Source organism: Acutalibacter muris (assembly GCF_002201475.1).
GTDB classification, from domain to species: domain Bacteria; phylum Bacillota; class Clostridia; order Oscillospirales; family Acutalibacteraceae; genus Acutalibacter; species Acutalibacter muris.
Genome location: NZ_CP021422.1, coordinates 2,516,958 through 2,534,714, shown reverse-complemented (window position 1 = coordinate 2,534,714; position 17,757 = coordinate 2,516,958). Strand labels below are relative to the sequence as shown.

Genomic DNA, 17,757 nt, shown 5'->3' with positions numbered 1-17,757 from the left:
GTACTCCATGCCAAAACTCGTGACCAAGTTCAAGTACCTAAAGCCCAGCGCCCGGCAGTCTCGGGGCGGCTATGCTAAGTACATCGCCACCCGAGAGGGTGTGGAAAAACTGGACGACAGCCAGAGGTTCGCTCCTGTCACCGCAAAACAACAGCAGCTCATTCAGCGCTTGCTGAAAGATTTTTCTGACAGCAGGGAGATGTTTGAGTATGAGGACTACCTCCAGAACCAGACAGTAGGCTCGGCTTCTGAGTTCATCACCCGCGCCATAGAGGACAACGCAAGCAAGTGCCTGACCTCCAAGACCTATGCGGACTACATAGCTACACGCCCCCGCGCCGAGCGGTTGGGCTCACATGGCCTGTTCACCGACGATGGTGTGCAGGTCAATCTGGATAGGGTGTCCGCAGACCTCAACAGTTATGGCGGCAACGTGTATACCATTATAATATCTCTCCGGCGGGAGGATGCGGAGCGCTTGGGCTTCGATACCGGTTCCCGCTGGCGGGATATGCTCCGCACTCAGACCCAGGCACTGGCGGAGAACCTCAAGATACCCTTGGAACACCTTAAGTGGTTCGCGGCGTTTCACAACGAGGGTCACCATCCCCACGTCCACCTACTGGCATATTCCACGGTGGAGAACGAAGGCTACCTCACCAAGCAGGGAGTACACAATTTGCGTTCTGAATTCGCCAAAGATATTTTTGCGCAAGACCTTCACTGTATCTATGAGCAGCAGACGGAGTACCGGGACGAGCTTCGGGCCAAGAGCAAGGAGAAGGTTGCAAAGCTGGTGGAGCAGATTAACAGTGGCTTGATCGTCGACCCACAGCTCCAGCAGATGCTGGTGGAGCTGTCACGGCGGCTGAAACGACATAAGGGTAAGAAAGTATACGGCTATCTCTCAGCCGGGGCGAAAAAGCTGGTGGACACTATCGTGGATCAGATGGCACAGGATAGCAGGATAGCTGCGCTCTATGACCTTTGGTACCGGCAGAGGGATGAGATTTTCAAGACCTACTCCGGCAACCCATCAGAACGGTTACCTCTCTCGCAGAACCCTGAGTTCAAGCCTATCCGCAATGCAGTGGTCAAGGCGGCGCTGGGGATAGAGCATCAGGAAGAAAACATAAAGGAACAGCAGGAACCCGATGAGCCTGGCTATTTCAGTCGGGAGTATGGTGGGAAGAAGTCCTGGTGGTCGGATGAATACAAGCTGGCACGGAAATACCTCTACGGCTCAGAAACTGCTTCGCCTGACCCTGTCCGGGCAATGGAACTACTACAGCGGGAGGCAGAGAAAGGCAACGGCTTTGCTCTGTACGATTTAGGGCTCATGGCCAGAAACGGTTTCGGCTGCGAGAAGAACGACGTACTGGCCCAGGAGAGGTTCCGCAAGGCTCTGGCCGCGTTTATGGCCGAGGAATCCCGGAGCAAAAAGCCGGACTACTGGCAGTACCGCATCGGTAAAATGTACGCTTCGGGCTATGGTACTGAGCAGGATTTCAGAACGGCCGCAGAGTGGTATGAGAAGGCAGCAGCCGGGGGTAACCCATTTGCCGCATATGCTTTCGGATGTCTGTACCGCCGGGGCCAGGGAGTGGAGCGGGATGAAGTACGCGCCATTGCTTACTTTCAAGCTGCCGCCGCCCATGGAAACGAGTACGCCCAGCGGCTGTTGGACTCTCTGCACTCAACCTCGGGCGCTCAGAGCTGGTCTGTTATGAACGCAGCTCTCCGCCTTCTGCGGCAGGCGGCGGGGATTTTTCAAGACAGGCTCCGCGACCTGGACAATGAACATATGCACCATTCAGACCGCAAGCTGATGAGTAAGATAGCTGAAAAGAAACTGGCCCAGGGCCAGAAGTTGGGAGGTTAGATCATGACTGCAAAAGACCGCTACCAGGCTGGCCACACCGACCTGGTGTACTGGCTCCGCTCCCGTGGTGAAAAGCTTAAGAAATCCGGCTCCGAGTGGGAGTGGGATTACCAAGGGGAGCGCGTCACCGTCCGCAACAATGTGTGGTTCGACCAGTACACCCAAGAGGGCGGCGACGCTGTGAAGTTCCTGCAATACTTCTATGGAATGTCCGAGGAACGGGCCGTGGCCGAGCACCTTGGCTGTTCTGTTTCCGAGCTGGACGATGTGCCGGAACGCCTCCGGCCTGCCAGGAAGGTCATCCCACCCAAACAGGAAGAAAAGAAAATCGAACTGGTACCACCCGCCGCCAACGGCAATATGCGGCGGGTGTTTGCGTATCTCTGCCAGACCAGGGGCATCGACCCGGAGCTGGTGTCTGCTTTCGCCCATGCCCACCTTATATATGAGAGTGCAGACAAACACAACGCCGTGTTCGTTGGCATGGACGGAAAGGGCCGGGTCAAACACATCCATATGCGTGGGACCCTCTCTGAGAGTGGGTTCCGCCAGACTTTGGGCGGCAGCGAAAAGGCGTACAGCTTTCACCACACCGGGCCGGGCCGACAGCTTTATGTGTTTGAGGCCCCCATTGATATGCTCTCGTACATCAGCCTGCACCCGGAGAACTGGCAGGAGAACTCCTACGTTGCGCTGTGCGGGGTGGGCAGCGCTCCCATCCAGCGCTTCCTGGAGGACTGCCCGCAGCTGGAGGAAGTCACCCTCTGTCTGGACAATGACGAGGCCGGTCATAAGGCCGCCGAGCGCATCGCTCGGGAGTTGTTGGAGGAATGGGAGGTGGAGGTCAGTGCTCATTTTCCCGACCAGAAGGACTGGAACGAGGAACTTCTCTCCACTAGTCAGGAGGAAACCATGGGGCAGGTGATGGCTATGTGAGTCAGTCAAGATGGAACAGCATGGGCAGGTCTGTGGACACGGGGCTGTTGTCCGGGTTGGTCTCCATGATGTCGGCCATATAGTCCCACCACTTCCGGTTGATGGCCGTGTCAGTGCCCTGCGCCCATAGCTCCTCGTTCTCTATCTCAATTACCGCAAACAGAGTAAGACTGCTTTCGTCCAGGAAGATGGAATAGTTTCTGCCGCCATGGGCGTGGATCATCTCCAACATCTCCGGCCAGAGCCGGTCATGGCGGCGCTTATATTCCTGGGCTTTTCCGGGATAGAGTTTCATTTTGAATGCTTTTAACATGGGTATTACCTTTTTCTTTTTTTGAAAAGCATACCACAAATGCACAACCAATTCAATGGGAGGTTATCAATATGCCGCAAAACGTCGGCGGTCTGATTCTGGCGGCGGGTATCATGCTTGCCGTCCTCGCAGGGATCACCGCCCTGAGTAATTTCTATTCGCTGAACATCAAGGCAAAGACCGTGGGCCACGGCCAGCACGGTACCGCGCGGTGGGCCACCAGAGGGGAGATTGTCCGCACCTATGCGCAGGTCGATTTTACCCCCGAACGCTGGCGGGAGGGAAGAAATCTACCGGACAAACAGGGCATTGTGGTTGGCTGTAAAAACAAAAAGCATGGCACCACCGCCCTGGTGGATACCGGCGATGTCCATGCTATCATGATAGGCGCGGCTGGCGTGGGAAAGACTGCGTACTGGCTTTACCCCTGTCTGGAATACGCCCTGGCAAGTGGGATGTCATTCTTAAATACTGATACCAAGGGCGATGTTTTTCGCAACTATGCTGGCATCGCTAGGGACTGCTATGGCTACCGGGTTTCCGTTATTGACCTGCGCAACCCTACAAAGAGCGACGGCTTTAACCTCCTGCATCTGGTCAACAAATATGCCGATTTGTACAAGCAGGAGGGCAAGCTGGCCCACAAAGCAAGGGCTGAGAAGTACGCCAAAATCATCTCAAAGACCATCATCATGTCAGGCGGCGACAGCGCAAGCTACGGTCAAAACGCCTTCTTTTACGATGCGGCGGAGGGCCTGCTCACCTCGGCAATCCTGCTGGTGGCAGAGTTTTGTGAGCCTGCCGAGCGCCACATCGTATCCATTTTCAAAATCATCCAGGAGCTGCTGGCTCCCAGCGGCGTAAAAGGCAAGACCCTGTTCCACATCCTCATGGACTCGCTACCATCTGACCACAAGGCCCGCTGGTTTGCGGGAGCGGCCCTGTCCTCCAGCGAACAGGCCATGGCCTCCGTCATGTCCACGGCACTTGCTCGGTTAAACAGTTTCCTCGATAGCGAAATGGAGCAGATCCTGTGCTTCGGCACGGCGGTAGACGCGGAAACATTCTGCAACGAGAAATCCGCTCTGTTCCTGGTGATGCCCGAGGAAGACCCCAATAAGTTTTTCATGGTATCTCTGGTGATCCAGCAGCTCTACCGGGAGATCCTGGCCGTGGCAGACGAGAACGGTGGCAAGCTGAAGAACCGGGCGGTATTCTTCGCTGACGAGTTCGGCACTTTGCCGAAGATAGAGTCCGCTGAGATGATGTTCTCGGCCAGCCGCTCCCGCCGTCTGAGCATTGTGCCGGTCATTCAATCCCTGGGGCAACTTGAGAAGAACTACGGCAAAGAGGGTGCTGAAATTATAATAGATAACACGCAGCTCACCATTTTTGGCGGTTTTGCGCCCAACAGCGAAACCGCCCAGGTCATGAGCAAATCCCTGGGCAGCAGGACGGCGCTCTCCGGCTCCGTCAGCCGGGGAAAGAATGACCCCAGCCAGTCTTTGCAGATGATAGAGCGCCCCCTCATGACCCCAGACGAGCTGAAGTCCATGCCAAAGGGCCAGTTCGTGGTGATGAAAACCGGCGTGAACCCCATGAAGGTCAAGCTAAAGCTTTTCTTCAAGTGGGGCATTGAGTTCGGGAAGCCGTACCAGGTGCCGGACAGGGGCAGCAGACCGGTGCGGTACGCCAGCCGCGCAGCGCTGATGGAGGCCATCCATAAGGCGTTCCCTCATCTGCGGCCCAGGAAATCAGAGCCATCTACCCAGCCTGTGGAGAAGCCAGCTAAAATACGAACCGAAAGGAATGAAACAGAAAATGTATAATATGGAGGGCCTATACCAGAGCGACCTGCCCAAACGCGCAATCCTGGTTTATATGTACCTGTCCGACCGGGCAGGCAAGGAGGGGCAGTGCTTTCCTTCCGTGCCGACCATAGCTAGACAGACAAAGATGTCCGAGGCCACGGTGCATAGGGCCATCCGGGACTTGGAGAAGGGTGGGTTCCTCTACGTCACCGGGCGGCAGCGGCCTAATGGCGCGGACTCGTCTAACCTATATACACTGACAAACGCCGAGCCAGGGTGGTGATGATTGAAAAGCTGAAACTACTCACAAGGGAGCAGTCTCGGATTTTCGTGATACCGGGAGGGTGTCATGGTGACAGGGGAATGTTAACCTACCAGTTTATGGGTAAGCAGAAAGAAAAAAGGTAAAGAGAAAGTATACTCAGCGATAAGTTTTTAACAACGATGGTTCAGTGAGTAAAGTTCGCGGCGCGGCCTTTTTCTTTTTCTGCTTATCGACGATTGAATGTTGAAAGCTGTGTTGAAAGCTGTGAAGAAGTGGGGTAGAATAGAGTTAGCAACAAGGAGGTTCGCATATGCCAAAGAAAAGAAAGAACCGCCCTCATGGACATTACTGCAAAATCTGCGGCGAGTACAAGGCCAACGAGAAGTTCAGCGGCAAGGGACATGCCGCACACATATGCAAAGCCTGCTCCCGCCTCTCTGCGGAAGAAAAGGCCGAGCGCATGACACTGAACCGCATGGATAAATGGAATATTTTGAGATGGATTGAGCCGGTTATTCGCCCTTCAATGTGAAAGTAATTTCAATCTCCCCCTGTGTGTTCCCATCGAAAACGCGTTTGAGATCAGCAGTAATCATGTCGACATCAATCGCACCACAAAAACGCATAGTGGCGGAGCAGACCTGCATCCCGCAGGAAACCGGCTGGGGCTGGACCACCTCTGCTGCCTTTTCCTCGGTTTCTTGAACACCCAGGAACTCATTCCAGCGGGCGCGGTCAACACGGCTCCCACGACTCAGCTTGATTCCGACGTCGTTGTCTGAGATATACCTGCGCACGGTGTTTGCGTTGATTTTGAACATCTGCGCAAAGGATACCGCGTTAGCGCCGTAAGTGTCAATCAGGTGCTGAAGATAATCGCGCTGTTCCTCTTTCTCTAAAGCCTTAAAGTCCTTCCAAGTCATCGGAACGTCATAATTGACTGCCATTTTTGAGCCTCCTTGAGGTGAATTGTGAGTGCATAAGTACAACATGATTGTACCACATCCACGGGAAAAATCAAGAGTTAATACTCATGCCAAAAAAAGCTGGCAAACTACCCAACTTAGGGAGTGTACATTGCATCCTCAACACTGTATAATATTTTTATGATGGGTTGAGTAGGGCCTAAATAAGCAAATATTCACAAAGAATTTACAGAAAAGGGGTTGCATTTTCCAAATGAGCGCACATAATTGTGTAGCAAGCAAGCAAGCAAGCAAGCAAGCAAGCAAGCAAGCAAGCAAGCAAGCAAGCAAGCAAGCAAGCAAGCAAGCAAGCAAGCAAGCAAGCAAGCAAGCAAGCAAGCAAGCAAGCAAGCAAGGTATAACTGCGCCCATTTTAACCTTATATCACAAAAAGCCACAGGAGCACTGGCGTGTTTCCTGTGGCTTTTTTGCGCGTATTTTTAGGGCGGAGGTGTGAGCTTTGGAACAGTACATCATGCCGCTGAGCGCGAACCGTAAGCTAAAAGCCGCGAAAAGCATTGACCAGACCGCCTATATCTATGGGGCAACCGGCTACGGCAAGACCACCTTTGTACAAAAATATCTGGCGAAACGCCGCCATACCTATCTGAACTGCGGGAACCGGCGCTGGGATGAAAATGATATCCCGGCCCAGGGAATCGTGGTGCTGGACGATTTGCATCTGCTGGACGAATCCCGGAGAGAAATAGTCAGGAGCATCGTCGCCATGCCGGAGGTCTGGCTGATCATCGTAAGCCGCAGCCCGGTACCCGCCTGGCTCATGCCCGAATACATCAATGTGGGTTTCATGATCATCAGCGAGAACGACCTGCGCCTGGGCAGAAAGGAAATTGCGGGGTACTTGGACAGGCTGGGGCTTTCTTGTACCGAGGATGGTTTGCGGCTTTTAACGGAGAACTCCGAGGGCAATGCCTATGCGGTGCGCCACGCGGCACTGAAGATGGCCGAGGGTATGACTCCCGGGCCGCAGATGCAAAAGGAAATTCACGACGGCTTCGCCCGGTACCTTACAGATCATGTGATGGTGGAATGGGACAGCGAGCTGCTGGAATTCCTCATGAGGGTCAGCGTGGTGGACGAATTTACCCTGCCCCTGGCAGAGCTCATCACCGCCAGCCGCCAGGCTTCGGTTTACTTGCAAAAGGCGGCTGAAACCGGCAATTTCCTGTTTTTGGAGGGCGATACGTACCGCCTGCGACCGGTGCTCCTCCACGCTCTGCGGGAGCGGTCCAGGCAGTCGCTGGGGGAGGAGCAGTTGAGGACCTGTGCGAAAAACGCCGGGGTCTGGTATGAGATGAACGGGCATATCTCGGAGGCCCTGGAGATGTACGAGCAGGCCGAGAACTGGGCGCAGATCCGGGAACTGCTTATCCGCAACGCCCGGACGAACCCTGGCGCGGGCCACTACTACGAACTGCGCCGGTACTATCTCAGCATGGATGAGGATGAGGCCGCAAAAAGCCCCGTACTCATGGCAGGGCTTTCTATGCTCCACTCCATGCTGATGGACGAGGAAAAAAGCGAGTATTGGTACAAAAAGCTGGCCGATTTCGCCAAGACTGCCACCGGCGGCACAAAGCGGGAGGCCCAGAGCCGCCTATGCTACCTGGACATCGGCTTGCCCCACCGGGGGAGCCGGGACGTGCTGAAAATCATGCTGAGAGCGCCTGCTATGCTCCTGGACCAGGGGGCGCGCCTGCCGGAGTTTTCCGTCACCAGCAACGTGCCCAGCACCATGAACGGCGGGAAGGATTTCTGCCGGTGGAGCCGCTCGGACCGGGCCTTGGCGCGGACTGTCGGGCCGCTGGTGGAGCGGGTGCTGGGGAGCTACGGCAAGGGACTGACGAAAATTGCCCTGGGGGAGAGCCTGTTCGAGAAGGGCGAGAATGCCTTCGAGGTGCTGACTCTGCTCTCCAGAGGACAGGTGGAGACCGAGTGCGGCGGCAGACCGGAGATCGCGTTCTCGGCGGTGGGCCAGCGGGTGCGGATGATGATTTTACAGGGCGACCTCTTAAACGCCGGGACGATACTCGACTCCTTCCAGACAGCGGTAAAGGAGCAGCGGGTGATGCAGCTCCTGCCCAATATCCGGGCCATGCGGTGCAGGATAGCGCTGTACGCCGGTGACATGGAGGCGGTTCGGGAGTGGCTGAAAGAGGCCCCGGACGAGGATAAGGAATTTATCACCATGGAGCGCTATCGCTATCTGACCAAGGTGCGCTGCTATCTAGCGCTGGGCGAGAACCTCAAGGCCCTGGCCCTGCTGGAAAAGCTCAACGAATACGCCGGGCGCGGCCATAGGACGTACATCCGCATGGAGGCCGGGGTGCTGGGGGCCATCGTGCGCCAGCGGCTGGGGGCGGAGTGGGAGGCCATGCTGACCGCAGCTCTGGACGAGGCCGAGAGCTATCACTTCGTGCGGTTCATCAGCGAGCTGGGGGCGGCGGTGCTGCCGTTGCTGAAGAAGCGGAGTCGGGACGGCCCGTGGTATAGGCAGATGCTGGATGAAACCAAGCAGACGGCCCGGCGCTATCCGAGCTATCTGCTGCCAAAGTCGGCGGCAAGGGATGACTTCTCCCCCACGGCGCTGGAGATCCTGCGGCTGCAAAGCGGGGGCCTTTCGGCCACACAGATCGGCGCGAGGCTCGGCATGAAGCCGGACACGGTGCGCTATCACATCAAGGAGAACTACCGCAAGCTGGAGGCTGGCAGCAAGACAGACGCCATTGCCGCCGCCAAGAGCTTGGGGCTGATATAGAATCAAAACGGAGGTTTTACTCATGAAGAAAATTATCAGTATTCTGCTGAGCCTGGCCCTGTGCCTGGGGATGTGGCCGCCGGTGGCGTTGGCGGTGGAGGGGGACCAGAACGTCACTGTGCTTACAGTGCAGGACAACCAAAGTATTTCTCTTCAAGAAAAAGATGGACAGCCGCAATATGTTATTTACAACGGCATGAATCCGGCGGGGAATGGCACCTTCACCAGCCTTGTCCTCACCGGGTCGGCCCAGAGCGCAAGTATTACATTTAGTAGAACGCTGCCGGAAGGTACGAGCGTTACCCTGCGGGATTTGCGTATTACAACCACCGACAACCAAAGTTCGCTCTATATATGCGGCAATCGCGAAATCGGGATCGAAGGGAATGTATCCGTTTCTGCAGCAGTTCCCCCTATTTGGATAAATAAAGGTGCCGTTGTCAGCATGACCGGCCCCGGCAATCTCACCGTGACGCATGACAAGGGAAAGGCCGTAATCAATAACGATGGCTCTCTCACCATTGATGTAAAGGGAGACGTCCGCATGGAGGCCCTTAACGGCACCCTGTTCAAGAATAATTCCGATGAACACCCCATCTCCATCAGCGCCAAAAACATCACCCTGTCGGACAGCACGGACAACACCAGCTTCGCGGGCGTGACCCTGACACTCAGCGACACATCGAGCGTCAACGGCCAAACCCCCGCGGCTAAGATGGAAAAGGACGGCGTTACCACTTACCTGCTCGCGGATCAACTGGACGCCGCCCTCGCAAACAGCGGCAACGCTGGGGCCACCTTCACCCTGCTGGCGAATGTAGAGAGGACAAATACCCTCAACATCAAAGTCAACTGCACCTTGGACCTGGGCGGGCATAACATCACATTTACCGGCACTGAATATGTCTGGGTTCAAGGTTCTGTCACTGCTATGACCATCCGGGGCGAGGGGGAGATCATTTCTGAGCAGAGCCATGCTCTTGCTGTGAACGGAAGCGTAACGCTGGAAGGTGGGACTTTTACCAGCAACGGGGAGAATTCCGCCGGTGTATACGTCAATTCTGCAAGTGCATCTCTATCCGTCACCGGCGAATATGTGACCATACGCAATACAGGCGGCGGCTATGGGTTGGCCGTCAACTCTGCACAGTCCGTCCAGCTCTCCGCCGGGATCTGCGAGGGCGAAAAGGCGATTGAGGTATTCGGCAGCGGCAACCTTGCCAGCCTGCTGGCCGAGGGCTGCGCCTACTATCGCGATGGTACGCCCATCGCGCTCGAGGCGGACGGCCAGGAGCTGACCGGCACCGTGACGGTAAAGGCGTGTAACCACGCCGGCGAGGGCGTCTGTACTTACACCCACAACGAAAATACGTCCACCCACACCAAGACCTGTCTGGCCTGCGGCAAAACATGGGACGCGGAAAACTGCGACTACGGCGAATACACCCACAACGACACCAGCCACACCCGGATCTGTAAGCTCTGCGGGTATCAAAATGTGGAGGCGCATAACATCAAATGCACCGCCGAGGCCAGCGGCACGGTCATAGCGGTGAGCGAAGCCTGCAAGACCTGCGGCTATGGGAAGGATTTAGGCACCGTGACGATCCACATTCCCAAGCTGGTCTATGGGGATCTGACCGGTGTGGTCACAGCGGAAAACACCCTGACGGAGCCGGTGTCGGTAGCTGGTAACGTGAAGAACCCGCTTGGAGAAACAGTTATTTTTTCTGATCACGCTATTATCGACCCTCCCACTATGGCTACTCTGACAGGCAATGCCCTTCTGAGTGCCGGAGAACATAAAATAAAAATAAATATTGTTATTATTCGTGACGAGAATGCTTTGGCAGAATGCGAGCTGACTTTCAATGTTGCCCCCGCCCTGCTGACGGCGGACATGGTGACGCTGTCCGCGGAGAGCGCCACTTACAGCGGCACAGAGCAGAAACCCGCCCTCTCTGTCCAGCAGGGGGAAACCACGCTGACTGAGGGAACCGATTATGAGGTCAGCTACAAACGCGGCGATGCTGCTACCACCGACTTCACCAACGCCGGAACGGTAAACATCACCGTCACCGGCAAGGGGAACTATACCGGGAGTGTGGAAAAAACCTACACCATCGGCAAGGCCACGCCCACAATCGCGTGGGCCAATAATAGCCCAGTGGAGCTGACCTACACCGGCCAGTCTGTGGCAATCGAGCCTACTGTGACGCTGGTAAACGACGAAAACTTCAGCGGAACGATCACTTACACTTATGGAACGTATTCCGGCCCTGACTTGCCCACCAATGTTGGAACTTACTCCATCAAGGCCAGCATTGCGGAGCAGGGTAACTATACCGCCGCCCAGAGCGAGGAGATGACGCTGACTATCAAGAAAGCGGACGTGACGGTCACAGCTCCCACGGCCAAAACGCTGACCTATACCGGGGAGGCCCAGGCGCTTGTGGAGGCAGGGACGGCGAACGTGGGGGATATGGTGTATTCAACTGCACAAGACGGAACGTACACCAAGAATATCCCCACCGGCACCAATGCGGGAACGTATGATGTCTGGTATAAGGTGGAAGGTACCGATAATTACAACGGCACCGCTCCGGCGAAGGTGGCTGTGACAATAAATAAGGCCAGCCATGAGAATGTGACCGTAGAAACCTCCGCGAAGTTTGGCGCCAGCCGGACTTATGATATCGGCGGGATGCTTCCCGATGGCGCGGAGCTGGGGAATATCACCGTAAGCGGCGGCATCTTTGCCAATCCCCAGCCTGCCGTGAACGAAGGTGTGCTGTCATACACGCTTGCGGCTGACCAGACTAATGTTAATAAGATTGGCACGGTAACTGTCCCTGTTTCGAGCTCCACCAACTATAATGCGTTTGACTTGATGATTAAAATTACTGTTGCCGATGTGGACATCCCGGAGCTGACCGTGGACGCGATATCTGTGACCTATACCGGCCAGTCTGTTTCGGACTTGAAGATCAGCGGCACAGCGGTGGCGAACGGCACGCCGGTCAAAGGCGGATGGAGCTTCGTACCGGGTCAGGCGCTGACTGACGTGGCGGACAGCGGCCTGAAAGAGGTGATCTTCACGCCGGAAGACAGCACCTTGTATGGGAAAGCCAAAGGCTATGCCCAGGTGCAGATAGGCAAGGCGACTCCCACCCTGCGCCTGACGGCATCCCCCACGGCCACGACCGGCGGCGACGTGACGTTTTCTCTCTCCGGCCTGCCCGATGGCAGCACAGCAAACTTGGCCTGCTACGATAAGGACATCACCGTGACAAAGAATCAGGACGGTACCTTTACCGCGAACATCCCCCAAGGCGGCACAGATACAACATACACATTTACAGCGGCATACGCCGGGGACAGCAACCATGAAAAGGCGAACACGTCATGTTCCGTACAGAGGAAGGCGCTGACAGAGCTGCCTGATCCTCCCGCTGACGACGGTTCAAATAAATTCAAGCTGGTCATGGAAGAAGGAATCTCAGAAGTACCCGCAGGGCTGAAGACCAACGCGAGCTTGGATACCCCGGAAGAACTGGAAGCAGTGATGAAAACTAAGGTCACGGAGCAAACCCCCACCATCCCGGCAACGAACACAGCTGTGTATGATGTGGCATTGCTGGTAAGCACTGACGGAGGGGGAAATTGGACAGCTGCGACCAAAGACAACTTCCCCGCCGGGGGATTAACCGTTACACTGCCCTATCCTTCCGGGACAGACAGCAGCTATACGTTTACGGTTGTGCATATGTTTACAACCACTGATTTTGGCAATGTCATTGGTGACATCGAGACCCCGACTGTGACCAACACCGCAAATGGCCTTCGGTTCACAGTAACCGGACTCTCGCCAATCTCCGTGGGCTGGGAGAAGAAGTCCTCCGGCAGCTCCGGCGGTGGCGGCGGTTGGGTCAGCTACTACAGCGTAAAAGTCAATGAGAGCGAACACGGCAAAGTCACCGCTGACCGCACCAGCATATACGCTGGCAGCACCGTGACCCTGACCGTTCAGCCGGACGAGGGCTACAAGCTGGACAAAATCACCGTCACAGACAGCCAGAACCAGGCAGTAGAGCTTACCGAGAAGAATGGTAAATACACTTTCAAAATGCCCAGCCGGAATGTGACGGTAAAGGCTGATTTTGTACCCGCAGGTTCTCCCAGCCCGGAGCCTATAGGTTCTCCCAGCCCTTTGCCGAGTGGCTCGCCAACACCCACTACATCCCCCAGCCCATCGCCAAAGCCCTGGAGGAATCCCTTCCCGGACGTGAGCGATACCAGCTGGTACATCAAGGCCGTGGAGTTTGTGTGTAAAAACGGTCTGATGGCTGGCTATGAGAACGGCAAATTCGGCCCTAATGACAGCATGACCCGCGCTCAGTTCGCGCAGATCATCTATAACAAGGCAGGGCGTCCCCAGGCCGGGAGCGGTGTGTTCAGTGATGTGACCACTGGCTGGTACGTAAACGCTGTGAATTGGGCGACGGCAGAGGGCATCGTCACTGGTGTAGGCGGCGGCAGATTCGCCCCGGATCGGCCAATCACCCGGCAGGATTTGGCAGTCATGCTCTGGCGCTACGCCGGCAGCCCCGAACCACGCAAGAATGAGCTGGATTTCAGCGATGCCGGGAAGGTGAGTACTTACGCCTGGAAAGCGCTGTGCTGGGCCAATGAGAATGGCATCGTCAGAGGTAAAGGGAATGGAATACTTGACCCGAAAGGGAAAGCGACCAGAGCCGAGGTTGCGCAGATGCTTATGAATTACTTGAATAAATAATGCGATAGAAAGGGATGGCGAAAGCCATCCCTTTCTACGCCACAATAACGATGGCCCGAGAGCAAAATGCTCCCGGGCTTTTCTTGTGTCGAAAAGAAGCCGTTTCTTATAAAATAGTGAATATCAAGCCATGTTATATGAGAAAGGAGCCATGCCCATGAAAACCTACGGATATATCCGGGTATCCAGCACCGACCAGAACGAGGACAGGCAGCGGATTGCGCTCAGCACTAAGGAAGTGCCACTGCGCAACATCTATATGGACAAGCAGTCTGGCAAGGACTTTGAAAGGCCGCAGTATCAGCGGATGGTGAAAAAGCTAAAGCCAGGCGACCTGCTCTATATTTTGAGCATCGACCGGCTGGGACGCAACTATAAGGAGATCCAGGAACAGTGGAGGATCCTTACAAAAATCAAGAATGTGGACATCTGCGTGATCGATATGCCGCTCTTGGACACCCGCACCGCCAAAGACCTGATGGGGACGTTCATTGCCGACCTAGTGCTGCAAATCCTCTCCTTCGTAGCAGAAAATGAGAGGGTCAACATCAAAAAAAGGCAGGAACAGGGCATCGCGGCGGCAAAAGCTCGAGGGGTACGGTTCGGCAGGCCGGAGAAGCCGGTGCCAGAGGATTTCGAGCAAATCGTGATTCAGTGGCAAGACAAAGCACTTGACATCAGCCAAGTGCTTGAGCTTTGCGACATGAGCGCCGCTACATTTTATAAGCGGCTGCGGGAATACCGTATAGCAAATGGGACAAAAAGGGAATCGGGGCAACTCTGAAAAGGTGTACTTTTTAAGAGTTCGACATGTTTAGATTATTTTACCACAAAGCGTTCATAATTGCAACACCTTTTGGCTACATAGATGTGAAAAAGACACGAACTTTGGCGTTTTGACTTGGGAAAAGCCGATTTTGTAAAAAAGTACACTTTTCCTTTTTGAGGCTGTTTTCTTGTAACACCCTAGTCATTCTGCTCGAATGATTAGGAATAACGATTTTAGAAAGCTGTTTGCTCGATTTTGATAGGACACTTGAATCATTTCAGGAATGTACCTGATTTGATAGAAGTAAGGACTCAAAAATTTTAAGGAGGATCTAACAATGGCACTATTTGAATCACTTACCAAAAAAGCGGCAGACGCAAGCGCAAAGGCCATACAAAAGACCAGAGAAATTTCGGAGGTTGCCCGATTAAATTCCATGATTTCCGAGGAAGAAAAGATAATCTCAAATGCCTATTTTCAAATCGGTAAGCTGTACGCAACCATTCATGCCCAGGATAGTGAGCCGGAGTTCATGGGGATGATAGGAACAATTGTGGACTCTGACAGGAAAATCCAGGAATATAAGAGACAAATTCAGGATCTAAAGGGCGTTCAACGCTGTGAGAAGTGCGGTGCCGAGGTGGCGCGCGGAGTATCCTTTTGTAGCTCTTGCGGAGCGCCAATGCCGGTGGAAAGTCCAAAAATACCGGAAGATAAAATGGTGTGTTCCGCTTGCGGCGCGTTGGTAAAAAAGGGAATGCGCTTTTGTACGTCATGTGGAAAGCCTATGGAACAGGAGCCAAGTCAATCTTTGGAAACCGCCCAGCCTATGGAAAATACTGCAACTGAACGGGTATGCCCGGCTTGTGGATGTAAGAACACCTCTGAAGATGCGTTCTGCAAAGAATGTGGAGCAAAATTAGGTTGAAATAAAAAAAGATAGCATTCCTTATGGTATATATTTTAAGTATACCTATTGTTGATAAACTTCTTGACAAATATATGGGGTAAAACTCCTGGGGTTATGGAGATGCCCTTGTATTCTTTCCTCTATGGTGACCATAGGTTGCCAGATTAATTTTTGATATTACTTGTACTTTTGCTCGCAGTAGATGATTGGTTTTAGTAAAATCCATCTTACAGCCTACCCTCGCAAATAGTGTATAATCATGGCAGCACCAAGGAAATTCCTTGGCAACCTCAGAAGGATGATTTCATTCTTCTGAGCCGAGAAAAGTTTATTCTATATAAAGCGAGGGAAAAGCTATGAAAAAGAAAGCAATGAAGTTCGTATCTATGCTGGTGCTCCTCTGCCTCATTATGTCCACGATGGTCGTAAATGCAAGTGCCGCAAGTGTATCAGGAAACGCTATATCAAGCTTCACCAGCGTAGCAAAAAAGGCTGTGGGTAAAACCAGGGAGGATTTGGGCCTGCCTAATGAAGCATGGTGCGGGCGGTTTGTCGGATATTGTATCAACAAGTCCAATGTTGGAAAATCCCTAGGACAAATCACGAGGCCCCAATGCGCTTATGCGATTGATCTTGCAGATTGGGTGTGCAGTACGAAATCAGCTGGAACATTTTATGTGTTCTCAAGCGGACACGAAAGTCGTGTAAAAAAGCTCTATCCAGGGTTAAAGGAAAAGGGACGGGTGGAGAGTGCAAGCAATAAAAAATTCTCTCCCAAAGAAGGCGATCTGGTTCAATTCTGTTGGTCGGGATGGAGTTCCCCATATTCTTTCGACCACGTTGGAATCGTGACAAAGGTTTCTGCAAACAAAATAACCTACATTGATGGAAATTCGTCAAGCGGGAAAGGCAAAGTGGCCTCACACACGATGAGTAAGACAAGTGAGAATATCATTGGATATGTGAGGCTAAATGCTGATGGAAATCTTTCTGATGACACTGCGTCCAGCGAAGGTCAGTCTGGTACAAAGTTCGATGTAGGAACTTATACTGTTAATCACTGTTTAGGTGTAAATGTTCGCGCCGGAGCAAGTACTTCCTATTCTTCAGTTGGAGTTGCAACTAACGGTATTGGCTTTACAGTTACCAACATTTCCGGGGATTGGGGCTATACTGCCTCAATAAAAACACATGCTGGAGTGAAGTCCGGTTGGGTTAATTTGACCTACTGCAAGAAGGCAAACACACAAATAACCTTCTCGTCTGTTTCAGCGCCAAATGGGGGTACTGTAAGCTGCGGAAAAGGATATCATCTTACAGGTACAATTTATTCTACTGGAAGTAATATCGCATCGATAACTGCAAAGGTAACGGATCAGTTTTTAAGAAATATTTTTTCAAAAAGCGTAAATGTAAACTCCAGTTCCTATAAACTGAATGAATCTGTCCTTGACTATGCGATGACATTTGGCGACTTGGATGTGGGAAGTTACAAATTGTGCTATGAAGTTAAGGCCAAGGACGGAACCACCGAAAAGAGAACCCTTAACTTCTCTGTAAAAGAAGATAAGTCTACACAAACTTTGGCCAGTATCTCCGGCTCTAATGCACCTGGTAATTTAAGAATTGGACAATCTTTCAGCATACAGGGAAGTATTAAATCTGGAAGCAAACTGACATCCGTATGTGTAGGGGTTTATGCCGCTGACGGTACAATGAAAATTGGTAAAACGGTAAAACCGAACGCCAATAATTATAACTTGTCTAGTATTGATTATGATATCACTTTTGGAAAATTACCTGCGGGCGTTTACACATATCGTGTTACGGCTGTGAATGCTGCCGGTTCAGCCACATTGGTCAACAAGAAGTTCGTTGTGATTATGGACGGATGGTTTACTTTAAGCCCCAAGAGCGCTCCAAACTCAAGCCTTGATGTTCAAGGAGCAAAGACCGGTAACGGTGTCAATGTGCAAATTTACAAAAAGAACAAGTCGGCAGCGCAACAATGGAAATTGACTCATGTAGGGAATGGGTATTACACAATAACTTCAAAATGTTCTAATAAAGCTTTGGACGTGAAAGGAGGAGTTTCAAAATCCGGAACAAACGTACAGCAGTACGCGCATAATGGAACCGCTTCACAAAAATGGCTTCTTGAGGATGCAGGCAACGGCTACTACTATCTATGTCCTCAATTGAATTCAAACCTGGCTTTGGATGTATGCAATGGAGATATTGCGAACGGTACCAATGTGTGGGTTTATTCACGAAACAGGACGAACGCTCAGAAGTGGAAGATCCAGCGTGTGTAATAGTGATGACCCTGCAA

General features: G+C 53.1%; 13 protein-coding genes. 11 read left to right on the top strand and 2 right to left on the bottom strand.

Going from position 1 to position 17,757, the window contains the following annotated elements; genetic code table 11:
• Positions 1-7: 7 nt before the first annotated feature.
• Together mobP3 and ADH66_RS12910 are read left to right on the top strand one after the other, a co-directional pair.
• Complete coding sequence (gene mobP3 / locus ADH66_RS12915; protein WP_084384485.1) at positions 8-1,882, top strand: MobP3 family relaxase; 1,875 nt, start codon at positions 8-10, stop codon at positions 1,880-1,882.
• A 3-nt stretch (positions 1,883-1,885) separates the two neighbouring features.
• Positions 1,886-2,818 carry a DUF3991 and toprim domain-containing protein gene (locus tag ADH66_RS12910; RefSeq protein ID WP_066539959.1) on the top strand — a complete coding sequence of 311 codons (933 nt, stop codon included), beginning with the start codon at positions 1,886-1,888 and terminating at the stop codon, positions 2,816-2,818.
• A 1-nt stretch (position 2,819) separates the two neighbouring features.
• Here ADH66_RS12910 and rhaM read toward each other — a convergent pair whose 3' ends face one another.
• Complete coding sequence (gene rhaM / locus ADH66_RS12905; RefSeq protein WP_407922899.1) at positions 2,820-3,113, bottom strand: L-rhamnose mutarotase; 294 nt, start codon at positions 3,111-3,113, stop codon at positions 2,820-2,822.
• Positions 3,114-3,202: 89 nt separating this feature from the next.
• Here rhaM and ADH66_RS12900 point away from each other — a divergent pair, with 89 nt between their 5' ends.
• The 3 genes from ADH66_RS12900 (at position 3,203) to ADH66_RS12890 (ending at position 5,739) form a co-directional block, all read left to right on the top strand.
• A complete protein-coding gene (locus ADH66_RS12900; protein ID WP_066539966.1) occupies positions 3,203-4,960 on the top strand; it encodes a type IV secretory system conjugative DNA transfer family protein in 1,758 nt (585 codons plus the stop codon).
• The gene (locus ADH66_RS12895; protein ID WP_236757038.1) at positions 4,941-5,225 is read left to right on the top strand and encodes a helix-turn-helix domain-containing protein; all 285 of its coding nucleotides are present in this window, start codon (positions 4,941-4,943) and stop codon (positions 5,223-5,225) included. The genes ADH66_RS12900 and ADH66_RS12895 overlap by 20 nt, the downstream gene beginning before the upstream one ends.
• 292 nt (positions 5,226-5,517) lie before the next feature.
• Complete coding sequence (locus tag ADH66_RS12890; protein ID WP_066539975.1) at positions 5,518-5,739, top strand: hypothetical protein; 222 nt, start codon at positions 5,518-5,520, stop codon at positions 5,737-5,739.
• Here ADH66_RS12890 and ADH66_RS12885 read toward each other — a convergent pair.
• Complete coding sequence (locus ADH66_RS12885) at positions 5,720-6,154, bottom strand: hypothetical protein (RefSeq protein ID WP_066539976.1); 435 nt, start codon at positions 6,152-6,154, stop codon at positions 5,720-5,722. The two genes, ADH66_RS12890 and ADH66_RS12885, sit on opposite strands and share 20 nt — an antisense overlap.
• A 232-nt stretch (positions 6,155-6,386) precedes the next feature.
• On the opposite strand from ADH66_RS12885, the gene ADH66_RS12880 reads away from it, so the two are divergent.
• The 6 genes from ADH66_RS12880 to ADH66_RS12855 all read left to right on the top strand — a co-directional run bounded on the left by ADH66_RS12880 (position 6,387) and on the right by ADH66_RS12855 (position 17,740).
• Entirely contained in the window at positions 6,387-6,629 is a 243-nt protein-coding gene (locus ADH66_RS12880; RefSeq protein WP_066539977.1) for a hypothetical protein, read from the top strand.
• Between the two features lie 3 nt (positions 6,630-6,632).
• Complete coding sequence (locus ADH66_RS12875) at positions 6,633-8,951, top strand: LuxR C-terminal-related transcriptional regulator (RefSeq protein ID WP_066539983.1); 2,319 nt, start codon at positions 6,633-6,635, stop codon at positions 8,949-8,951.
• 22 nt (positions 8,952-8,973) lie between these two features.
• Positions 8,974-13,746 (top strand): S-layer homology domain-containing protein, encoded by a 4,773-nt coding sequence (locus ADH66_RS12870; RefSeq protein WP_084384486.1) that lies wholly within the window; start codon positions 8,974-8,976, stop codon positions 13,744-13,746.
• 151 nt (positions 13,747-13,897) lie between these two features.
• Entirely contained in the window at positions 13,898-14,530 is a 633-nt protein-coding gene (locus tag ADH66_RS12865; RefSeq protein WP_066541966.1) for a recombinase family protein, read from the top strand.
• A gap of 322 nt (positions 14,531-14,852) precedes the next feature.
• Positions 14,853-15,443: a zinc ribbon domain-containing protein gene (locus ADH66_RS12860; protein ID WP_066539986.1), complete on the top strand. Its 591-nt coding sequence runs from the start codon at positions 14,853-14,855 to the stop codon at positions 15,441-15,443.
• 338 nt (positions 15,444-15,781) lie between these two features.
• Entirely contained in the window at positions 15,782-17,740 is a 1,959-nt protein-coding gene (locus ADH66_RS12855; protein WP_066539989.1) for an RICIN domain-containing protein, read from the top strand.
• Positions 17,741-17,757: the final 17 nt, after the last annotated feature.